The 17,259-nt window shown below is 50.2% G+C and carries 16 protein-coding genes; 9 read left to right on the plus strand and 7 right to left on the minus strand.

Annotated elements, in window-relative coordinates:
• Positions 1 to 285 (minus strand): NUDIX hydrolase (locus tag P1P89_07740; protein ID MDF1591387.1); only part of this gene is annotated, 285 nt, incomplete at its 3' end.
• Between the two features lie 265 nt (positions 286 to 550).
• Between P1P89_07740 and P1P89_07745 the strand changes: the two genes are divergently transcribed.
• From P1P89_07745 to P1P89_07780, 8 genes are all read left to right on the plus strand, one after another.
• On the plus strand, positions 551 to 2,326 hold the full coding sequence (locus P1P89_07745) for an SLC13 family permease (protein ID MDF1591388.1): 1,776 nt from the start codon (positions 551 to 553) through the stop codon (positions 2,324 to 2,326).
• A gap of 119 nt (positions 2,327 to 2,445) precedes the next feature.
• Positions 2,446 to 3,402 (plus strand): GSCFA domain-containing protein, encoded by a 957-nt coding sequence (locus P1P89_07750; protein ID MDF1591389.1) that lies wholly within the window; start codon positions 2,446 to 2,448, stop codon positions 3,400 to 3,402.
• 140 nt (positions 3,403 to 3,542) lie between these two features.
• Entirely contained in the window at positions 3,543 to 4,283 is a 741-nt protein-coding gene (locus P1P89_07755) for a hypothetical protein (protein MDF1591390.1), read from the plus strand.
• Positions 4,284 to 4,301: 18 nt separating this feature from the next.
• On the plus strand, positions 4,302 to 6,437 hold the full coding sequence (locus P1P89_07760; protein ID MDF1591391.1) for an ABC transporter substrate-binding protein: 2,136 nt from the start codon (positions 4,302 to 4,304) through the stop codon (positions 6,435 to 6,437).
• 257 nt (positions 6,438 to 6,694) lie between these two features.
• The gene (locus P1P89_07765; GenBank protein ID MDF1591392.1) at positions 6,695 to 7,654 is read left to right on the plus strand and encodes an ABC transporter permease; all 960 of its coding nucleotides are present in this window, start codon (positions 6,695 to 6,697) and stop codon (positions 7,652 to 7,654) included.
• The gene (locus P1P89_07770) at positions 7,651 to 8,826 is read left to right on the plus strand and encodes an ABC transporter permease (GenBank protein MDF1591393.1); all 1,176 of its coding nucleotides are present in this window, start codon (positions 7,651 to 7,653) and stop codon (positions 8,824 to 8,826) included. Before P1P89_07765 ends, P1P89_07770 begins: the two co-directional genes overlap by 4 nt.
• A gap of 1 nt (position 8,827) precedes the next feature.
• On the plus strand, positions 8,828 to 9,826 hold the full coding sequence (locus P1P89_07775; GenBank protein ID MDF1591394.1) for an ABC transporter ATP-binding protein: 999 nt from the start codon (positions 8,828 to 8,830) through the stop codon (positions 9,824 to 9,826).
• 84 nt (positions 9,827 to 9,910) lie between these two features.
• Positions 9,911 to 10,894, plus strand: a complete 984-nt coding sequence (locus tag P1P89_07780; protein ID MDF1591395.1) for an ATP-binding cassette domain-containing protein — start codon at positions 9,911 to 9,913, stop codon at positions 10,892 to 10,894.
• A 181-nt stretch (positions 10,895 to 11,075) separates the two neighbouring features.
• On the opposite strand, the gene P1P89_07785 is transcribed toward P1P89_07780, so the two are convergent.
• On the minus strand, positions 11,076 to 12,560 hold the full coding sequence (locus P1P89_07785; GenBank protein ID MDF1591396.1) for a hypothetical protein: 1,485 nt from the start codon (positions 12,558 to 12,560) through the stop codon (positions 11,076 to 11,078).
• A 125-nt stretch (positions 12,561 to 12,685) separates the two neighbouring features.
• Here P1P89_07785 and P1P89_07790 point away from each other — a divergent pair, with 125 nt between their 5' ends.
• The gene (locus P1P89_07790; protein ID MDF1591397.1) at positions 12,686 to 13,885 is read left to right on the plus strand and encodes a Xaa-Pro peptidase family protein; all 1,200 of its coding nucleotides are present in this window, start codon (positions 12,686 to 12,688) and stop codon (positions 13,883 to 13,885) included.
• Between the two features lie 87 nt (positions 13,886 to 13,972).
• Here the strand turns inward: P1P89_07790 and rpsI are convergent, their stop codons facing one another.
• The 5 genes from rpsI to P1P89_07815 form a co-directional block, all read right to left on the minus strand.
• Positions 13,973 to 14,368 (minus strand): 30S ribosomal protein S9, encoded by a 396-nt coding sequence (gene rpsI, locus P1P89_07795; protein MDF1591398.1) that lies wholly within the window; start codon positions 14,366 to 14,368, stop codon positions 13,973 to 13,975.
• A 44-nt stretch (positions 14,369 to 14,412) separates the two neighbouring features.
• Positions 14,413 to 14,850, minus strand: coding sequence for a 50S ribosomal protein L13 (rplM, locus tag P1P89_07800; protein MDF1591399.1), 438 nt, complete (start codon positions 14,848 to 14,850; stop codon positions 14,413 to 14,415).
• 169 nt (positions 14,851 to 15,019) lie between these two features.
• Entirely contained in the window at positions 15,020 to 16,009 is a 990-nt protein-coding gene (gene selD, locus P1P89_07805) for a selenide, water dikinase SelD (protein ID MDF1591400.1), read from the minus strand.
• A 101-nt stretch (positions 16,010 to 16,110) separates the two neighbouring features.
• Positions 16,111 to 16,779, minus strand: a complete 669-nt coding sequence (locus tag P1P89_07810; GenBank protein MDF1591401.1) for a cyclic nucleotide-binding domain-containing protein — start codon at positions 16,777 to 16,779, stop codon at positions 16,111 to 16,113.
• Between the two features lie 102 nt (positions 16,780 to 16,881).
• On the minus strand, positions 16,882 to 17,253 hold the full coding sequence (locus tag P1P89_07815) for a polymer-forming cytoskeletal protein (protein ID MDF1591402.1): 372 nt from the start codon (positions 17,251 to 17,253) through the stop codon (positions 16,882 to 16,884).
• Positions 17,254 to 17,259 lie beyond the last annotated feature (6 nt).

Raw genomic sequence — 17,259 nt, forward strand, 5'->3', positions numbered from 1 at the left:
TTCTTCCCATGTTTCCCGCACAGCCGCAACCGGTACAGGCTCTCCCAGGTCGACAAAGCCCCCCGGAATCACCCATTTTCCGAATTCAGGTGGAATCCCCCTCTGGAGCAACACGATTTGCGCTTCAATTTCCACAATGGCGCAGGCGGCAATCTTCGGATCCAAATAAAAAATAAATTCACAGGAAGCACATACCAGGCGCTTGGGCTCTCCCGGCTTAACCCGCTTTAAGAGGAATTGCCCGCCGCAGCGCGGGCAAAACCGATAACCGTTATAAATATCCATAAGTCATATACCTGAATCCCAGGCAATCTTCCGGCAATTTTGTGCGCTTTCTATCTTAACCTTTTGCACTGTAAACAGATTATAATAGGCACAGCTTTAACGCTATTTCAATTCTTTACCCTCCTGGGGCTAAAAAAACATGACAGGTTGAACTTTTTTATTTTACCATGGATCATCCGTTGTGCTATAAACCATGCAAGTAAAATACAATAGGGCAAACGACCCTCGATCCTTTCATCCAATGCTGATTTTCCAGGGTACACTTATGTCAATCTGGTTGGTTTCTATCATATTGGTCATTGTTATTTATCTGCTGATCACGGAAAAACTGCCTGTTGACGTCACCTCAATCGGCATTATCGTCGTTTTGATGGTTACGCGGCTGCTGCCGCCCCTCCAGGCCGTTCTCGGTTTTGCCAATCCGGCCGTCATAACAGTGGGGGCCATGTTTCTGATCAGCCGGGGGATGATCCGCACCGGCGCCGTCGGCTTTATCGGCCAGCATTTTATCGCGTTTTCCAAGGGGAAACCGAGGCTTGCCATGATCATAACCCTTCTGATTGTTGCGCTGGCGTCTGCTTTTATCAACAACACGCCCGTCGTGGTACTTTTCATCCCTATCATTTTAAGCCTCAGCTGCGAATACAATCTCAGCCCCTCAAAGTTTTTAATACCGATTTCCTATGCATCGATCCTTGCCGGGACCTGTACGCTCATCGGCACCTCCACCAATATCATTGTCAGCGACCTGAGCGCCATGTACGGCTATGGTAAAATTGAGATGTTTGAACTGTCTTCCATCGGCATCCCCATAGCAATCATCGGCCTGATCATTATTTATTTCGGCGCCCCCCTGCTGATGCCGGGCCATACCGCCCCGACCTGCGAGCTTGAAGACCGCAAAGACAGGCGCTACCTTGCGGAACTGGAGGTGCCGGCTGACAGCCGGTTGATCGGCCGAGACCCGAAAGCCTTTTTTGCCGAAAATTATCCCTCTCTCGAACCTTTTGAAACAATACGGGGACCGCATATTTTCCTGCCGGACCGTGATAGCCCCAGCATTGCCGCTGGTGATCTTCTGCTGGTGAAGGGCTCGGCAACCGACCTGGTAGCCATTCTGAATGACCGGGTGGCTGAACTGCCGCACACGGACGAGGGACTTAACTTCAGCGTCAACGAGGAGGACGCGCTCATCGTCGAACTCATCATTCCGCCTCAATCCTCGTTGCTGGGCGAACGGCTGCTGGATACCCACCTCCGGGGCGACCCCAATACCCATATCATCGCCATCAAAAGACGGCGGGTTCATTACAGCGCCCAGAAGGTCGGGGCGGTCAACTTAAGAATCGGTGATATTATTCTGGCGCGATGTTCCAAGGACAAACTGGACCAGCTCCGCACGGGAACGGATTTTATTATTATTGAAGATGTTCATCACGAGATTGTTCATAAAAAGAAAGCCCGCTGGGCTGCCGCTATCTTCGCCGCACTGGTGGTTGCCGCAACCACCGGGCTGGCCGATATCATGGTCTGCGCCCTGACCGGTGTTTTCCTGATGGTTTTAACCGGTTGCCTGCAGCTGCGGGACTCCTACCGGGCCCTCCAAGGGGATGTATTGCTTCTGATTGTGGGAACGATCGCCCTGGGGGCCGCCATGGAAAAAACGGGCGCCTCCCAATTTTATGCTCAGGGCTTTTTAAGCCTTTTCAAGGGATCCAGCCCCGCTGTAGTCTTGGGGGGCATCATTCTGCTCACCAGCATCGGCACGCAAATCCTTAGCAATAACGCCACGGCCGTACTGCTGCTGCCCGTTGCCGTCTCCACCGCCCTGTCTCTGGGCGTAAACCCAAAACCGTTCATCATTGCCGTATGTTTCGGGGCCAGCGCCTGTTTTGCATCCCCCATCGGTTACCAGACCAATTTACTGGTATACGGCCCGGGGAATTATCGCTTCAGCGACTACTTGAAGCTCGGTATCCCATTGAACCTGCTGGTTATCGTCATGGGGACCCTGCTGATCCCTGTTTTCTGGCCTTTTTAAATCTCGGCGATCTTCAGTTAACCTTGAGATTCGGCTGAAGGTGTATTATTTTTGGACCATCTCCAAATGGTTTGATGATCTATAAACAAAAACAAAATGTTAAAATGGCGAGGAATCCAATGGCGCGTTCAAAGGTTCACCCGATTCACAAATTTGAGTCATGGCAGGTATGGCCGGGCTCATACCACAATCCGCCTGCCGATGGCCGCTACCCCACCCCCGGCAACGCTGGCCTTAAGATATCCCCCACGACGCCGATTGCTTCCATGGGTTCCTGTTTTGCCAGGGAAATCCGCAAAGTGCTCATCAGCAAAGGATACAACTATATCACCGAAGAAACCCATCATCCCGCTGCTGTTCATGCCAGCGCCGCATGGGAAAGGATTTACAACTCCTTTTCGATCCGGCAGATATTCGAATACACCTTTGAAGAGTGGCAGCCCGATCTTCGTTGGTGGCGTTCGCCGGAAACAAACCAGATCCAGGACCCTTTTCGCAGGATCATCCTGTATGACACCCTTGAAAAGGCCGAAGCCGACTTTGCGCAGCATCGCATTCATTCCCGGCGAGCACTCCAGAAGGCGGAATTATTGATTTTAACGCTGGGTCTGACTGAAGTCTGGCAAGATAAGGCCGATGGTTCGGTCATTTGCCTCCCCTCCGGACCTTATGTGAATGAAGGCGGCGACATGAGCCGGTACCGTTTCAAGGTGAGCCGGTACCAGGAGAATCTCGAAAACCTGGAACGCATCCATAAAATCATGGCCGAACACAACCCCGACTGCCAGATACTGGTAACGGTTTCGCCGGTTCACCTTTGGGCTACTTTTCGTAATGATCTGGATGTTATCAGCGCCAGCTGCAATTCGAAATCGACTCTGCGGGCGGCTGCTGATGAATTTGCGGCGCGCCACGAAAATGTATTCTACTTCCCTGCATTTGAGATGGCGGCCATTTATCGACCCATGACCGGCCAGACATTGTTTGCAACCGGAAAAGAAAATTTTCATGTAAACGCTGAAACCGTCAGCTTTATCATGGAGCAATTTTTCAACTTCTTTGCGGACAAGGACTGATTTAGAGCCCGGAAAAAAGGTATTTACAAGCAGGGCTTGATTTTATATCATCGAATAAGGAACAAAACAGATTGCCGAAATCCACTTCAAATAAAAATCATGAAACAACAGACACTTGCGGGCAAGAATCCCGGCTTCCGATGCCCACAACCGGGGGCTCTGAAAAAAAAACCCTTCCATTGATGAAGACTCCTGAAACCGGTGCCTGTACCGATCGGCTGAATCCCTTGGGCAGGATGGTGCCGGTTCTTATCGTCGGGGTTATCATTCTGATGGCGGTTGTGATTGCCGCCAGCGCTTCAAACCGCGCCAATTATTATCTCAAGGCTGCAAACGGCGCGGTTGAAGTCTGGCAAGGCCGGTTCGCCCCCATGGGCATGGAGAGACTCCTGATCCTGCCGGGGGCCCAGCCCCCACCGGCAGTCAAAGACGTTTACAGTGAAAACGACATTAACGTCATTGCATTCAACTATTATATCGACAGGGCGGATATGCTTTTGGAAGCCCCCGGTATGCCCGACATCAGCGGTATTAAGCTCTACCTGAAAATGGCGCTGCCCTATGGCATTTCGGATGAAATGCGCAAGGCCGCATTCAATCGGTTGAACACCATCGATATGATAATTTATCTCTATAAAGCGGACGTGGCAGCCAGCAAAGGGACCCTTGGGGACTTCAAAAAGGCTTTGGAATATATGGAAAAAGCCGGAGCTCTGAAGTTAAATGAGGCCCAAACCGATCTGGTCAACATGAAAACCCAATCCATTAAAGAATTAATGGCAGCCCTCCAGGAAAAAAATTTAGAGCAGCCCGACAGGCCGGTTCATGTGCCGGCCGAACCGCACCCCCCTCAGCCAGACGGTGAATCGCCGGCAAAGTAACGGGGATGGACTTAGACCATGCGCATCAAAAAAATCCTCATCCTGGCGCCGGTAGTGCTCATAATCGTCCTGCTGCAGTCCTACTTCTGGGTGCCCACCTATGACCAGCAAACCAGGGGAAATCCCGACCGCCTCAATATCTACATAACGGCCTCTATTGGTGATGCCAGCCTGCTGAATCCGATTCTCTCTTCAGACACGGCCAGCAGCACCATCGAAAGCATGGTGTTTGAAGGTCTGATTGACCGCGATGAGGAGCTGCGCTTCAGGGGCCGTCTGGCTCACAGCTGGGAAATTTATCAGACCGCTTTCTTTTACGTAAATGAATTCGCCGACATCCCCGGGTTCGGGAAAGCAGGTCCTGAAGCGGTTGCAAGTCTAATTAAAGCCGCCCGGAAAGATAAAAGCAGGCTGCAAACCGAACTGGCAGAGTCTTTGGGCTATATTACCGACATCCGTGTATTGCCGCCGACTCAGTTCAGTGTCACCAAAACCGAAAAAAGCGCGGACCCAAATGCCCCTGCGGCCGTTTTTTCAATCGGGGTAAATGCCCCTGCCCGGATAGAACTCACACTCAACCGGGTAGATCAGCATCTTTTTCAAAATCTACGCCACCTTCTCGGCCAAAACTATTTCGATTCTTTTCCCGCTGAGAGATTTGTAGAACCAAGCCCTCGCGTCCCTCCGGAAAAACGCTCCCTATACGCCAGAGAAATTTTACCCGCCACCGAACATAACCCGATTCTGGTTTTTCACCTGAGACCGGGGGTAAAATTTCAGGACGGTCATACCCTGGATGCCCATGACGTCAAGTTCACTTATGAGGCGATCATGGATGCAAAGAATCTTTCACCGCGAATTTCCGACTATGAACCGATCAAAGCGGTTGAGGTCATCGACCCATTGTCAATAAAAATCGTATACAAGCGCCTGTATTCACCGGCGATCGGCACCTGGGCCATGGGAATCCTGCCGGAACATTTGCTGAACCCCGAAGCTCTGCGCCGGGAAGCCGTCCGGCTCGGCAAGGACCCGAACGCCTTTTCTTTGCGGCAGAGCAATTTTAACCGCCGCCCCATCGGCAGCGGCCCTTTCAGGTTTCGAGAGTGGAAGTCGGACCAATATATCGCCCTGGACCGATTTGAAGGATACTGGGAAGGATCGCCCCACTATAAGGAATACATCTACCGGGTAATCCCCGACCTGCTGACCCAGGAGATGGAATTTTACGCCGGAACGGTGGACAGTTATGCGGTGGAACCCCACCAGGTCAACCGCCTGAAAGCGGATCCGCGTTTTCAAAGCTTTTCCGGCACTTCCTTCGGCTACTCATATATCGGATATAACCTGCGGCGCGAACCCTTTAACGATATCAGGGTTCGGCGAGCCTTAGGCATGGCCATCGATACCGAAAAAATCATTCGGTTTGTGCTGTACGATCAAGGGGAACGCATTACCGGTCCATTTGTCAAACAGACTGAATACTACGACCAGAGAATCGCTCCGGTTCCTTATGATCCGGAAGGCGCCCTGGCCCTTCTGAAGGCCGCCGGCTGGAATAAAAACAGCGAAGGCTGGCTGGAAAAGGACGGCAAAAGGTTCCAGTTTACCCTTATCACCAACAGCGGTAACGAGTTGCGCAAAGCCGTACTGGCCGTCGCGCAGGATAGCTGGAAAAAAATCGGCATCGATGTCCGCACGGATCTGCTGGAGTGGTCGGTATTTATCCAGGAGCGGGTTCACAAACTGGATTTTGACGCCATTATCTTAGGCTGGCGGATGGGTATCGATCCGGACCTTTATCAGATCTGGCATTCCAGCCAGACCGGCCCATATCAGCTTAATTTTGTGGGATTTAACAATCCGGAGGCCGATGATCTCATTATCAAGATCCGACAGGAATATAATTTTCAAAAGCAGGTGGAATATACCCACCGCCTGCATCAAATTATTGCCGATCAACAGCCATACACGTTCCTCTATGTAAACAAATGGTCTGCGGTCCTGGACCGGCGAATCGTCATCAAAGAAACGAATGCCGACAGCAGTGCCGCATACAGAAAAATACGACCGACCAAGACCGGCGACTATACCTTTTATTTCAACAAATGGATCAAGCTGCCGGAGGCGCCCCGATTCGCCGTCGACGGATAAAGGGAAATGAGGGAACAGGGGTCAGGGATCAGAAAGAAAGACCGAAGGCAGACAGGCCGGAGGCTGAAGGAACAACGATGGGGATCGGGAATCAGGAATCAGTTGTCGGGGATAGGATTTTGGGACCCGTAACCGGGAAGAATTTAAAAGATAGTTTTTAAACCGTGAACCGTGAACCCTGAACCCTGAACCGTGAACCTTTCCCCGAATATTCGGGCGAAGAAAAATTCTTATCAAATTTAGTTCGGAACATCATTATGATTTCATTTATCGGTAGAAGTTTTATACAGAAAATAATAACGTTGTTTTTTGTCTCCATCGTTTCATTTTTGATTATTCATCTGGCGCCCGGCAAGCCCAGCCAGGTAGACCCTTTAAATCCGAAGTTTACACCGGAAATGGTGGAACGGTTTCGCCAGGCGTTCCATCTGGACAAGCCCCTCTATGTCCAATATGTCTATTTTTACCGGGATCTTTTGACCGGCCGGACCGTATCGTGGAAGGACAACCAATCGGTCCTCGCTAAAATCTGGGAACGCTTTCTGAACAGTTTGCCCCTGTTTATCGTGGGGACAATCTTGACATGGACCCTTTCTTTTCCAGCCGGCATTCGATCGGCCATCTATAGAGGCCGTCTGTACGACCGCACGACGACCTTTCTTTCCTATCTGCTGATTTCGATTCCCGGTTTTTTCTTCGCCTATATCCTGATCATCCTTGTGGTCACCCGATTCCAGGTTCCCGTTATCGGCATGGAAACATTCGGCGTCGCCAATGCTGCCTGGCCCAATGTGATCATGGACAGAATCTGGCACCTGCTGCTCCCTTCCGTACTGGGCGCTACCGGCGGCATCGCGGTGCTTTCAAGGTACGTCCGCAGTCAGATGCTTGAAGTCGAAGGACAGGATTATGTGCGCACCGCCAGGGCCAAAGGGCTGCCGCCGGATCAGGTCCATTATAAGCACGCCCTGCGAAACGCCCTGCTCCCTTTTGTAACCATGTTCGGCCTGATCCTGCCGGGCCTGATCGGCGGTTCGGTTATCATTGAATCTATTTTCTCCTGGCCCGGGATGGGTCGGATGGCCTATGAAGCCATCCTTGCCAGGGATTATCCGGTGATTTTGACGGTCAACTTTGTTTCAGCCGTTCTCGTGCTTTTGGGAACTTTTATTTCAGACCTGATGTACATGCTGGTTGATCCGAGGATTCGGTTATGAAAAACACTGAACAAAACAAACCGGCCCGGGAAACCCGCCTGGAAAAAGCGCTGACACCGAAACGAAGCCGGTTGGAAGAATTCTGGGTGCTTTTTAAAAAGAACAGGCTTGCCATCGCCGGCCTGATTATTTTCATTCTCTTCTTTGCCGCCGCCCTGGCCGGACTATTCCTTACGTCCGGCCAGAATCCGGTTTTCGACCCCGCCCAGATTCGGCTTCAGGAAAAATTGCGACCGCCCATGGCCAAAGCCAATTTAGATTCTCTGCTGCCGGCCGAAGTACCGCGCCTGGGCATCTATTTTTTCGGCACCGATGATCTGGGCCGTGATGTTTTTGCCCGTATGCTTCAAGGTTCCTGGGTTTCCCTGACCGTCGGGTTTGTGGCTGTCGGCATATCGGTTTTCATCGGCATCTTCATGGGGGGAATTGCGGGGTATTTTGGACAGATTCTGCTGAAAATGGACCACATCCTGATAAGTGGCCTCATGGTTGCGGGAATCGCCTTCATGACTTCGGGTTGGGCCCTGACGGGTTTCCTTTTCTTTATTCTGACGGCGGTTTTCCTCCTGTATACCGTTCGGATAAAAAAAATCGCAAAGAACCGCGCCAGACGCGCCGGAACCGGTTTTTTTGAGATCAACGCCTTCAGTGTCGACACGCTGATCATGCGCATTGTCGACATCATGATCTGTTTTCCCAGTTTTTTCCTGATACTCACGGTGGTAGCGCTTCTCCCCGCCAGTATCTACAATATCATGATTGTCATCGGGCTGACCAGCTGGATGGGCGCAACCCGCTTTGTCCGGGCGGAGTTTCTTTCTTTGCGGGAGCAGGATTTTGTGGCGGCCGCAAGGGCGCTGGGGGTCGGCAACCTCCGTATCATCTTCCGGCACATGATGCCCAATGCGATTGCACCGGTCCTGGTCTCGGCCACCATTGGCATTGCCTCCGCAATTTTAACGGAAGCCGGATTGAGCTTTCTGGGCTTCGGCGTGCCCCCGCCCCATGCCACCTGGGGAAACATCATTTCGGACGGCAAGCGGTTTATCTTTGATGCCCCCTGGCTGACCTTCATTCCGGGAATTTCCATTTTGGTTGTGGTGCTTTCTTTTAACCTTTTCGGCGAGGGGTTAAGGGATGCGCTGAACCCGAAACTGAGGGAGCGCCACTGAAATGGAACACAACGATCACCCTTTAATTTCCGTCCAGGATTTAAAAGTCTACTTTCAGGGAGACTTTGAGACTGCCCGTGCCGTCGACGGTGTCAGTTTTGAGGTCCGTCCGAAAGAGATGGTCTGCCTGGTGGGCGAGTCCGGCTGCGGCAAAACGGTTACCGCCCTCAGCATCCTCGGCCTTATTTCAATTCCACCCGGTCGGATTGCCGGCGGGAAAATCCTTTTCAAAGATAACAATCTCCTCGACCTAAGCGAAAGCGATTTTCAAAAAATTCGCGGCAATCATATCGCCATGGTGTTCCAGGAACCGTTGACCTCGCTAAACCCTGTTTTCACCATTGAAGATCAAATCGGTGAGGCCATTCAGATCCATAAACATATCGAAGGCGAACCGCTGCAGGAGCGCTGCATTCAGCTGCTTAAGGATGTCGGCATCTCTTCGGCCGCAGAACGTCTCAATGACTATCCCCACCAGCTCAGCGGCGGGCAGCGCCAGCGGGTGATGATTGCCATGGCCCTGGCCTGCGATCCGGACCTGATCATCGCCGATGAGCCCACAACGGCCCTGGATGTGACGGTACAGTCCCAGATTCTGCAGTTGTTTAAGTCGCTCCAAAAAAAACGCGCCCTGTCGGTTCTCTACATCACCCATGACCTCGGCGTTGTGGCAAACATCGCCCACCGCGTTTATGTCATGTATGCGGGCATCATCGTGGAGCAGGGAAAAGCCGTCCATATTTTCAGCGGGGCACAACACCCCTATACCCGGGGACTGCTGGCGTCGCTGCCCACCCGCGCAAAACGGGGCAAAAGGCTATACAGTATTCCGGGCGCCGTACCCGATCCGGCCCACAAACCCCTCGGCTGCCCATTCCATCCCCGGTGTCCCGACGCCATCGAGAGTTGCCGGACGCAATTTCCGGAGTTGTGCAATTACGGCCATGGGCATCTGGCACGCTGCCCGGTTTTATTTGGACGCAAACATGAAACAGGATAAATCCCGAACCCTCCGTGAAAATTTATGAGAACTTTTTTTCAGGGTAAAATATTAAACAATTCTAAAATGAATTCAGATTCGACAATGAACACAAACCATCATCCCCTCTTGCAGGTAAAAGGACTTAAAAAATATTTTCCCGTCCGCAGGGGCTTTTTGCAGCGCACCAGCGGCTGGGTCAAGGCGGTGGACGGCGTCGACCTTGAGATCGAAAAGGGCCAAACCCTTGGACTTGTGGGTGAAAGCGGCTGCGGAAAGTCCACCATCGCCCGACTGATCCTCAAACTGCTCCAGCCTGACAGCGGGAATATTCTGTTCCGGGATCAGGATATCACCGGGTTGTCTGAGAAAGAAATGAAGCCGGTGCGAAAAGAAATGCAGATTGTTTTTCAGGACCCCTACGGTTCGCTCAATCCCCGTATGGCCATCGGCGCCTCCATTGAAGAAGGGCTTCGCATCGCCGGCATACCGAACGGCCGGGCGCGCAAGGACCGTCTGGCATCTTTGCTTGAAATGGTGGGACTTTCTCCGGATAGCGCCGACCGTTATCCCCACGAATTCAGCGGGGGACAGCGCCAGCGCATCGGCATCGCCCGTGCGCTGAGCGTCGAACCGTCTTTGATTCTCTGTGATGAACCGATCTCAGCCCTGGACGTTTCCATCCAGGCCCAGATTATCAACCTGCTGAAAGATTTACAGGAAAAGCTGGGGCTGAGCTATCTTTTTATTTCACACGACCTGAATGTCGTCGGTTATCTGTGCAATACGGTCTCCGTCATGTACAAGGGTCACATTATGGAACACGCCCCGGCTGAAAGGCTCTTTGCAAACCCCCGCCACCCCTATACCCTGTCATTGCTGTCGGCAATTCCCGATGTGGAGCCCGTTGAAAAAAAACAGCCCCAATCCTTCCTGAGGGAAAACCAAACTACGGCGGAACCAACCGCCGGCTGCAAATTTCAGGAACATTGCGCCTGGGTAGATGCACCTTGCAAGGACGGATTGATTCATTTACAGGAGATTGAAAAGGGACATCTGGTCCGATGCTGGAAGGAGGCGCAAGGATGAAGCTCCCCGCAGCCCCGATAAACCGGGATCTTCGACAAGCTGCGGGGTATCAAAGCGGAATTGCGCTGTAGCTTTAACCCGTCTACGCTCAGTTAAGCTTCGGCGCGGTTCACCTCGCCTTTCATCCCTGCTGCAAGCAGCAGGGTATTCAGGCGAAGGCGAATAAGCGGCTCACCTGTATTTAGAAAAAAATATTTAACAGCGGTGATTGATAATCTATAAATGTAGCATAGAACGTTATGGCATTCATGGGTAGGGCAAAGCTTAAAACCAGCGAGATCCCCCCTAAGAAAGCGATCATGCCGTTTGATATTTTGTTTTTTGATCTCAGTTGGACAGTCGCCATAAACGCCAGCAGCAGCAGCAACGCTATAAAATCATAGTAGTATCTTGCGATTGAAGCTACAGTGAACGCTACCGAAAATATTTGGACTGCAACAAGACTGAACAGGACTACGAACTTTGTTAATCCGTCATCCCAATATGACTTTAGAGAGAAGCAAGGAACGGATGCAAGCAATAAAATCGGCATCAGGTAAAAAACGGATACTGTCAGTTCATTTGTGTTAATCAAGAAATAGGGGTTTAATCCGATCGATCGAACCTGTAGAATATATGCGGGTAATTGTATATATGGAAACTCCGCAACTATCTGCGGAACCCGAAAAAAAAGAGACCACATGTTATAGGGAAAATGATCATAACGGAAATAGCTGCCATTAAGAAAATAATTTTGATACAGCGATTCCAGATAGGCCATGCCAAAATCTAAAATGTTACCGAACCTCACAAAATTATACATCAACAATAGACAGAGTGATGCCAGCCCGATCGATCCGATTATCATTAAAGAACGCAAGACTTCCCATTTCACCGACGGATAGGAACCTTTCCACACCCCGAAAATAAGCACAACAAATATAAGGGTAACCGCATATACATAAGAAAAACGGCACCCGACGCTTAATGAAAGTGACAGTCCGATCATAATGGACGTACCCACATTTTGGCGGTACCCGTGATTATGTATTTTCATTAAAAAAAGAAGGGCCAGCATTAAAAAAAACATGGCAGCGCAGATAGATTCATTATAAATAGAAGGAATTGTAACCATATACAAACTGATTCCATTAAAGATATAAATCAAAATAAACATTTTTTTAAGCAAGGACGAGCGGTGGGTTGAATCTGCCGGAACCAGTTCATCCAGAATCAAAGCGAACAATGTACCAACACCCGCACAAAACAGTACAATCATCAAGCCTGTTGGAATTGCCGTACCGAAAAGAAGCCTGACCGGCAAACGAACCAGTGCCGGCACCGGGCCAGGAAAGATATAGCGATTGCCATCTTTTAGCATCGTATCAACCGTTGGAGCCGCTTGAATAAAAAGATGGCCGTTGGCAAATCCATCCGCCAGCATCGCGTAATTGGGATATATCTCACATTCTGAAAAATTAAAAGTTAAACCGGTCATCCACGCTGTATAAAGCACACATATAGAAAAGAAAAGCCAAACCGCTTTCAGCCGGTCGAACCTCATTCTCACCTCCTTGATTTTATCAAACGGCATCCATTCCTGTAACACAACCATAAAATAACGATGAGAATGAACGAAAGCCATCAAGCTGTCAAGCAAAAGCAGACGCAGCAATAACTGCTTCATTGACGCAACGATCAAATAAATTTTGCATCACTACGACAATATAGATGCTTTAATTAAAGCATTTGGACCGGAAACGCTGAAAGTTTACTTGACAAAAATTTTAAAAACCGATTGGTTACGGCAGCATGAATCATTCAGCCAACCATACCCCCGAAAGTGAGATTAAAGGCAGGTTAAAAGAACTGCAGCGCTGTTTAATGCAACATAACCTGGATGGCGCTTTAATTATTCAAAACACGGACCTGTTTTATTTCAGCGGCACCATTCAACAGGCCCACCTCTTTGTACCGGCATCCGGCGACCCGATCCTGATGGTCCGAAAAAGCCTTGAGCGCGCCCTGGAAGAATCCGCTGTCAGCACCATCGTACCCATTGCAAGCGCCAGGCAGATCCCGGACGTACTGCATCAAAAAGGGTACTCTCTTCCGGATCGCCTCGGTTTGGAGCTTGATGTATTGCCGGCCAATTTATTTTTTTACTACCAGGAGCTGTTTCATAAAACCAAGCTGATCGATTTTTCCCATAACCTCCGCATGATCCGTTCCGTAAAATCTCCATATGAGATAGGGTTGATCCGTGAAGCCGCCCACCTATCCGATCAGGTTGCCGGACATGTCAGGGAAGTGCTTTGCGAAGGGATTCCGGAGATTGAACTGGCCGGGAAAGTCGAAGCGTATGCGCGCAAACTGGGCCACCAGGGGGTTATCCGTATGCGGATGTGGGGCAATGAAATGTTTTACGGACATTTGATGTCAGGCCCTTCCGCTGCCGTTCCCAGCTATATGGCCTCCCCCACAGGCGGAGCCGGTACGAGCCCGGCTGTTGCGCAGGGATCCGGCAGCAGGCGTATCAAACCCTATGAACCGGTATTGATCGACTATGTCTTTGCCTACCGGGGCTACCTGTCGGATCACACCCGCATTTTTGCGCTGAAAGGACTCCCGGACGAACTGATGACCGCCCATGCCGCCATGCTGGATCTCCAGGCCATGTTAAAAAAAATGGCAAAGCCCAATGTTGCGGCTGGAGACATCTATACGGCGGCAGTCGATTGGGCCGGGCAACTTGGCTATGCCGACCATTTCATGGGAAGCGGCCATCAGCGGATCCGTTTTGTGGGACACGGCATCGGGCTGGAACTGGATGAATATCCGTTTTTAGCTGAAGGGCGGCAATTCAGATTGCAGGCGGGAATGACAGTCGCCCTTGAACCCAAACTGGTTTTTCCCGGCAAAGGGGTGGTGGGAATTGAAAACACCCATGTGGTGACGGAAAAGGGGCTTGAACAGCTGACCCGGTTTAGAGAGGGCGTTATCGTGGTTTAATTTGACCCAATGCGCCTAAAAAAAGAAGGGAATGGGTCAAGCCATTCCCTTCGGTCTGATAACAAGGGTGTGTTGTGTGCAGAAAGTTTATCGTTTTGAGAACTGGAATCGGGCGCGGGCGCCGCGTTGGCCGTATTTTTTCCGTTCTTTGGCCCGGGGGTCGCGTTTGACAAAACCGGCCCTTTTCAAGGATTGTCTGAAATCCGGATTGACCGCCACCAATGCCCGGGTAATGCCATGTCGGATCGCACCGGCCTGGCCGCTGATTCCGCCCCCGTATACAGTGACTTTTATATCATAGGAATCCCGTGTGTTTGTCAGAACAAGTGGTTGCATAATAGCCGCCATAGCGGTCTCCAGCTTAAAGTATTCATCGGCAGCCCGGTTATTGATAATAATTTCACCTTTGCCCGGTTTTAGCCATGTTCTGGCAATTGACGTTTTTCGTCTCCCTGTTGCGTAATAGATGTTCTCTTTATCCATGAAATACCCCGATTGTTAACTTTAGAATAAAAATATATGAATGACTATTTCAGATTCCATGTTTCAGGTTGCTGGGCATCGTGCGGATGCTCATTGCCTTTATATACTTTCAGTTTTTTAAAAAGCTGGCGCCCCAGTTTATTTCTGGGCAGCATCCCTTTAACCGCATGGCGGAGAAGGTCTTCCGGCTTTGTCTCCAATAGTTTTCTGGCGGTAATTTCCTTCAGGCCGCCGGTGTAGCCGCTGTGCCGATAATACATTTTCAGGTCAAGTTTTCGGCCGGTCAGCGTAACCTTATCGGCATTGATAACGATAACGCTGTCACCGGTATCGGCATGGGGGGTGAATAAGGGGTTGTCTTTGCCCCTCAGTCGGGCGGCAATTTGACTGGCGAGTCTGCCAAGCACTGCATTCTCGGCATCCACAATCCACCACTTGTCTTTGTTGTCGGTCTCATTTGCAAAATATGTATATTTTTTCACTTTTTTGCTCCTATCAGATTAGAATCTGGGATATTTAAATAAAATCTGAGTGTGTGTCAAGCAATTTTTCAAATAAACGATTTTTAATTAAAATGCCGATCACCTGAACACACCGTATCGCCGAAAGCCATCTCCTTTTTAGCATTTCCAATCGTGCCGACCGACCCGTTTATAGAAAAGAGAGAAAAATTGAATCGTTAGACGGCCTGACCTTTCCAATGATAGCGGCGTGGGAAACGCCCGCTCTCCGGAGCGCAGTGATCACTTGGTTTCCGATGCTTTCGGGCACGGCCAACAACAATCCGCCGCTGGTCTGGGGATCAAACACAATTTCCTCATGCCAGGCCGGCAGTTTCCGACTAAAATGCAAATGGTTCTCAACCAGTTCCCGGTTAGACCGGTTTACCCCGGTGGTCATCCCCTTTTCGTACATTGCAAGGGCATCGGTCATGATGGGTATTTTTTCGATTTCAATCTCAAATCTCGTCTTTGAACCCCTGGCCATTTCAAAGCTATGCCCGGCCAGACCGAATCCGGTGACATCGGTAGCGGCATGGACGCTATAATCCGTCATGACTTCCGCCGCCCTTTTATTCAGGGTCGTAATGACGGTGATACATTCCGCCATGGCCCGGGCTGAAACCCATTTTTTCAGGTTCGCATTAAAAAGAACACCGCTGCCGACAGGTTTGGTTAAAATAAGCACATCCCCCGGCCGGGATGTACTATTCGACCAGTATTTCTGGGGATGAACAATCCCGGTCACCGCCAGACCGAACTTGGGCTCATCATCTTCGATACTGTGGCCGCCGGCAAGTACAGCCCCGGCCTCCGTTATTTTGCTAAGGGCTCCGGCAACAATCCGCTGCAAAACATCCGGCCGGAGCTTTTTGGCCGGAAATGCAACCAGATTCAGGCAGGCAATCGGTTTAGCTCCCATGGCATAAACATCCCCGAGGGCATTTGCGGCTGCGATCTGTCCAAACAGGTAGGGATCGTCTACCGGCGGTGTAATAAAATCAGCCGTCAAGACCAGGGCGGTTTCATTATCCAGACGATAAATCCCGGCATCATCGCTGCCGGCATAACCCACCAGCAGATTGGGATTATTAACCTGGGGCAGAGAAGCCAAAAGTTTATCGAGCCCGACCGGGTCGATTTTGGCTGCTCACCCACAGGTCTTGGACAGGCTAAGCAAAGTCGGTTTCCGGAACATTTTCCACAATGCCATTTCCTAACTCCTGTTCGGCCGGGCCTTATCTATTTTGTCAGAGAAATTAGAGCGGCGGCATGATAGGGTATCAGGTTCAGTTTGTTGTCACGGTCTAAAAGAATGATTTCATGGCCGGCTTCACTTTTTTCCAACTGAATGACTTTTCCTTCCAAAACCCGGCCGGAATTCAATTCAATGCTGATATCGACATCCTCATTTATCAGATATTGAAAATTCAGCTTCAGTGAGCCGGTCAGTTCCAGATTCCACCGGACCGCATCCCGGTAGGCATCATTTGTGCGTCGGAGCCTTTCGACCAGAATGAACATCAAATTATTGTACAGTTTCGTGCCGATAATCGGATATTTATTTGCAAACTTATCAAAATCCGAGCGCTTCAGAGATAGAAGTTCGGCATCCTGTTCCACCAGGGCGGAAGCAGATCTTTCGCCGGCATCCATGAAACTGAATTCACCGAACACCGTACCTTCATTGGCAACAAAAATATTCTTTTCAACATCCACCATAATGCGCCGGGTAATCAAAACAACACCCTTTGCAACAATATAGAGGGTATCCCCCATATCGTTCTCTTTAAAAATGTATGCCCCTGCTTTAAAGAGAACTTTTTTGAACTGCCTGCGAAAGAGCTTTAATTCTTCATCGGTCAACTGGTGGAAGAGATTACCGGTCCCGATGTGTTCGATGACTTTCATCTTTTATCTCCTTTGAAAAGAGAGCAGATATGGCATTAAAATCACCGGAAGTTGCTTTTTTGTAAACTATAAAAAAATTATGTTATCCTGTCAAACGCGCTTCTATTTCAATGCGCTCACGGTTGCTTTTGAAGCGTCGGCTTTCTGAAACTGTTTACAGCTGACCTCGGCGTTTAAAATCCCGCCGGCCTCCACCACAAGATTCTTACATATGACGGTGCCGGAACATTTCCCGGTGGAAAGTATGATCAGTTCTTCAGATGCGGCAACTTTACCTTCAAACTTACCGCCGATCGTCATGCTGGCGACTTTTGTATCGGTATAAGCAGCCCCGTCCTCGGCAATCACAACGATCTCGCCGTCAAGAGTCCCTTTTACGGTACCCTTGATTACCAGCTGGCCTTTGCATGAAACCGTCCCCTCAACCGTCAATCCTTTGTCGATGATTGAAAAATTTTTGGATTTGTCACCCACAATAAT

It is taken from the genome of Desulfobacterales bacterium (assembly GCA_029211065.1).
Taxonomy (GTDB): Bacteria; Desulfobacterota; Desulfobacteria; order Desulfobacterales; family JARGFK01; genus JARGFK01.